At 57.1% G+C, this 3,674-nt stretch carries 2 protein-coding genes; one reads left to right on the plus strand and one right to left on the minus strand.

Annotated features, from left to right (window positions below; translation table 11 throughout):
- Nucleotides 1-634: IS3 family transposase (locus B2W52_RS21950; RefSeq protein WP_286804088.1), on the plus strand; the 634-nt coding region annotated here is incomplete at its 5' end.
- Nucleotides 635-848: 214 nt separating this feature from the next.
- On the opposite strand, the gene B2W52_RS21955 is transcribed toward B2W52_RS21950, so the two are convergent.
- The coding region (locus B2W52_RS21955) for a TrlF family AAA-like ATPase (RefSeq protein WP_286804089.1) at nt 849-3,674 on the minus strand (2,826 nt) is incomplete at its 5' end.

Below are 3,674 nucleotides of genomic sequence, written 5' to 3' on the forward strand. Positions count from 1 at the left end.
CCTGAACCGCGTCGCGCGATTGATGGCCAAACACGGCATTCAGGGGTGGCCACGCAAGAAGCGCGGACGCTTGGGACGTCAATCTTATCGACCACCGGGAATCCGGAATCATCTGGAACGGGATTTCTCCGCTCTGGAGCCAGACACCAAATGGGTGACGGATATAACAGAGATCCCGACGCAGGAAGGAAAGCTCTTTCTCTGCGTGGTTCTCGACCTGTTCAGCAAGCTGATCGTTGGCTGGTCGATGCATCACCGACAGGATCGGCATATGGTAATCAGAGCGGTTGAGATGGCCGTTTGGCAGCGCCAGGGGAAAGTTCCGGTGATATTGCATTCAGATCGAGGCAGTCAATTCACCAGCGGTGATTACCAGCGCTATCTCGGCAGCAACCGACTGGTGAGCAGCATGAGCGCGGTCGGTCATTGTGGTGATAATGCGGCTTGCGAGGGGTTCTTCGGCATGCTCAAGCGTGAGCGAATTCACCACCGGCGCTACCGAACCCAAAATGAAGCACGAGCTGATGTCTTCGATTACATTGAGCGGTTCCATAATCCTAGGATGCGACGTAGAGTTGCTGCTCAGGACAGAAAACTGTTCGCCGTTTTAAAACCGTCCGTGGAAACGGGGTAGAACCCGGGTTGCCTAAGTCGCCTTCCCTCATAATTACCTTGTTCTTTGTCTAGCGCCCGGTTCACGCGCCGGTTATGAGCTGTGGAACAGTAAAAAAACGGTCGCTGTGCACCCAAATATCAGGCGGCCAACGTAAGCTGACTGGTCCAGCATGCCCCCATGGACCACCGCGACGCTGTATTTGTCGCGGACGGGCTTGCAATCACAGTCCAACCTATCGATCGAGACGGACGCGAAGCCGCCTCGATCGTTCGCGAAATGCAGCTTCGCCACCCTCAAGGATTTCACAAACCACCTTGCGGATCGCAGCATCCTCTAGCCCCCCCGCTACATAGCTAATCGGCGGCAAACCACCTGAAAGATGCGGACCAGCTTCGGCGACGATTATCTGATCCGCGTCGGTGTTGATCACGAGATTGGCGTTATGTGTCACCATGATCACCTGGCGTTTCGCTTTCGCCGCGATGAAAAGCGCCACCAGCTCGTCGAAGACCGACTTTGGATCGAGGTTTTCCTCTGGCTGGTCAATAATCAACGGTCGGTCGTCGGAATCGTCTAGCGCGAGGTAGAGCAGCAACAGGACGATCCCTCGGGTGCCTGGCGACAACTTACGGATATCCACGCCGTCGTAGGAAATCTCGTAGCGAATGGCAATGTGTTCGGTTCCAAAAAGCCAGTGTGCGAATCGCTTCGACCACGCGCGGAATTCAGTTTGCTGGGTTGGGGAAAATGGCGCGTGCGATAAGAGATCTCTTAGGTATTTTCCCATAAAGGCCGTCATAGCAGCCTGAACTTCAGCGGCAGAACCGGTTTCCCACGCAGGTTTGAGCGCGTCCGTCGCGGCCGCAATCAACGAGCCGCGCCCGTAAAAAGGGCCCGCCTTACGACGGTCGAGGAGTTCCTCTTCGGCAAACGCGCCCCAGGTCTGAACATCGGCAATCCTGCGGACTGAAAAACTCAGCTTCTTGAGTGTGCCCGATGATGAGGATAGACGCTCCATGAGCGGTGCATATAGGGCAGCCAGCGCGTTTTGCTCGCTTATGATAGCTTCGAACACGCGGCCATAGGTGTCGTCACGTTCAGTCTGCAGGCCCTTCCGTCGCGCTGCCGCGCCCTTGGCGTCAGTGAGCCGTGCTTCCATAGTCTGAAGCGCCGAATTCTCCTGCGCAATCCGCTTCGTAAGCGTCGCGTATTGCTCACGAATAAGCTTGTCCGCGCCGAATAGCGCCTCGAGTCGTGCCATCTCTGCTACGATCGGCGCAAGCGGAAGCATCGCGAGATCTGTGTCATCAGCAATCAGAGCAACATTGGGATCGCCGGGCGGTGGAGGAACACCGTTGAGCTTGCCAACCTCGGCGTCCGCCCATGCGGTGTAGGCCGTGAGGCTCTTGTCGACGTCGCCCTTATAAATCAGCAGGAACTCGTCCCACTGATTGGCGTCTAGGCCACTGTTGTTATGTCGCGCCTGGATCTGTCGGAGCATTTCAGGCGCGCCGGTGGCTCGCATGCTACGAACCTCGTCTTGCAGAGCGACGAAGGTTCGGCGCTGATTGTTATAGGCTTGTATCTTGGTCCTTAGCTTCTGCGCCGCCCCGCTGAGCTGGGTGTGCCTTGCGACCTGAGCTTCGGTGCCCTTAACCACTAGCTTAGCCTGGTCAGCCGTATAGCCGGCGATCAGCTTCTTCTTTTGCTCAACCTGCTTGCTCAGGCTGGCAACGAGGCTCTCTTTCTCGAGCTCGGTAGCAATTCTGTCGGAGATATCGGCGATCGCCTCCGCCTCACGCTCACGGGCTTGCTGGAAGCGAGCGGTCCGTTGCTCGCGGAGCTCGGTGAAGTCAAGCGCCCACTCGCGGTCGTCCTGCGAGTGGGAATCGAAGATAACGCGCTCGATCTCATCGACGAGACCATCGGAGACACCCTTGGCCGAACACAGCTCCTCGACGAATTGCTGAGAAAGATATCTCGCACGAGGGAACGACATATGGCCGTTCGCGTCACGGCCATCAAGCGCACGCGTCTCCGTTGCGCCGCCGCCCCAAGTCAGTGTCGCGGAGGCGTCCCCGATGAGTTTGCGTGCGCGTGTGAGGAACGATGGGCTGACGTTCTCGTCAGCCTCCCAGCCAGCTGGAGTTATTGCATCGCAACCGGCGGCGATCACATCGGCCAGTGCCGTCTTGCCAGATCCCCGCGCGCCAATGATGGCGACTAGGCCGGGATTGAGCGGAATATCGGGCGTTACCGCCCAATCTGCATCCTCAAAGTGTACATGCGAGATGACCTGCGACGGCATAGCCGAGCTTGGCGGTTTCTCGCCAACATAGGCCCGGCCTTCCGGATCGATGCAGGCCTGTCGTAGGGCGTCGAATGTTAGTGCACCCTTGATCCACGAGAAGCGATTGTCGACTGGCTTCCCGACGGACTTCTGGTCGTGGGAATCGCTGCCATGGAGACACGGCTTGCACCCCTCATAGCGCGAGCGCAGTTCTTCAACACTGACGTTCCGTTGGCCGATCCAGAATTCACGCTGTGCGGGGCTGCTGGAGAAAATGATGTGGGCGAATTTCTCTATCTCCTGGCGCACCGTAGAATCCGCGGCCTGACGAACTCCGGAAGTGCCGTCACTAGAACCACCAGCAACGGCGATTAAAATGTTCTTTTTCGCCCATTCACTTTCGGCGATAACTTTACGCAATTGATCGAAGTTGACTTTGAACTGTGTGGCGCCTTGTCGAAGCGCAGCCCCGTCGTCAATGATGGTAGTGTCTGAACGTTTGCCCAGCTTTATCAGTTCCTCCCGCGTGCAGTCGAAGCGGTCGCCAAAAGCATAGAATTGAAGGCGCTTCAGGATTCGCTTTGTCTCTGAGAGGTGTTCAGGGTCTTCAGGGCTGACCAACAAATGGACGTTCACGAAGCCCGTTTTCGATGCCACATCGAGGCGCAGCTCGATGTTAGGGAAGATTAGCGACACGTCGGGCAATCGGCCTGTGACCTTATGCTGAAGGAATTCCCCGTAAGTGTCGGTAACGTAGTAGTCAGTGAC

It is taken from the genome of Marinobacter sp. UBA2498, from assembly GCF_002341575.1.
In the GTDB taxonomy this organism is placed as follows: domain Bacteria; phylum Pseudomonadota; class Gammaproteobacteria; order Pseudomonadales; family Oleiphilaceae; genus Marinobacter; species Marinobacter manganoxydans.